This is a genomic window from Actinocorallia lasiicapitis (assembly GCF_054778695.1).
Genome location: NZ_BAAGZI010000769.1, coordinates 1 through 1,096, shown reverse-complemented (window position 1 = coordinate 1,096; position 1,096 = coordinate 1). Strand labels below are relative to the sequence as shown.

1 protein-coding gene is annotated in these 1,096 nt (G+C 74.5%); it reads right to left on the bottom strand.

Annotation, left to right across the window (positions count from 1 at the left end; all coding sequences use genetic code 11):
- On the bottom strand, window positions 1-929 hold a 929-nt coding region (locus ACYVE7_RS34480; RefSeq protein WP_460370826.1), incomplete at its 3' end, for a serine/threonine-protein kinase.
- Between the last annotated feature and the right edge of the window lie 167 nt (window positions 930-1,096).

The window sequence follows — 1,096 nt, the reverse complement described above, 5'->3', positions numbered from 1 at the left end:
GCCGAGACGGCCAGGGTCGGCGCGGGCGCGTACACCTCGGTGGCGGGTTCGAAGGAGCGGGGCCCGGCCGGGCGGGGGTCGGTGACGGTCTCCTCGCCGGTGCGCGGCGCGGGCACCGTCGGCGGGACGTCGGCGTCGCCGATCAGCCGGAGCAGGACCTCCTTGGCGGTCGGCCGGGCCGCCGGATCCTTGGCCAGGCAGTCGAGGACCACGGCCCGCAGATCCGCGGGAAGCGCGGGGAGGTCGGGTTCGCCGTTGACGATCCGGTACATCACCTCGGCGGTGCCGTTCGTCCCGAACGGCGGCCGTCCCGACGCCGCGAACACCATCGTCGCCGCCCACGCGAACAGGTCGGCGGCGGGACCGATGTCGCCGCCCGCGACCTGCTCGGGCGCCATGTAGACGATCGTGCCGATGACCATACCCGCGGCCGTGTGCTGGCCGCCGAACACGCGGGCGATCCCGAAGTCGATGACGCGCGGTCCGTCCGCGCCGATCAGCACGTTGTGCGGTTTGAAGTCGCGGTGCACGATGCCCGCGGCGTGGATCGCGGCCAGCGCCGTCATCGTGCCGACGGCGAGCCTGCGCAGCCGGCCGGGGTCGCGCGGCCCGTCCAGCAGCACCGTCTCCTGGAGGGAGCGCCCCTCGACGTACTCGCTGACGATGTAGGGCCGCTCGCCGGTCAGGTCGGCGTCCAGCACCTCGGCCACACAGAACGACGAGACCTGCCGGACATGCCCGACCTCTCCGGCGAACCGGCGCAGCGCCTCGGGGTCGGCGACCGCGTCGGGGTTCAGCGCCTTGACGGCCACCTGCTCCCCGCCGGGCGACCGTCCCAGGTAGACGACGCCCTGGCCGCCCGCGCCGAGCCTGCCCAGCAGCGTGAAACCGCCCAGCACCGCCGGGTCGCCCGTGCGCAGCGCGTCCAATTCCACTCCTCGATCGTCGGAGAACTCAGCCGCCGGACGTCAGGGCGGCGAGGATCGCCGCCAGCATGATCAGCGACAGCACCAGGATGAACACCTTCTGCGGCGCGGTCAGCCCGCCCACCGGGACGGGCGGAGGCGGCGGCAGCACGGGCGGCGGCCCGCCGAGG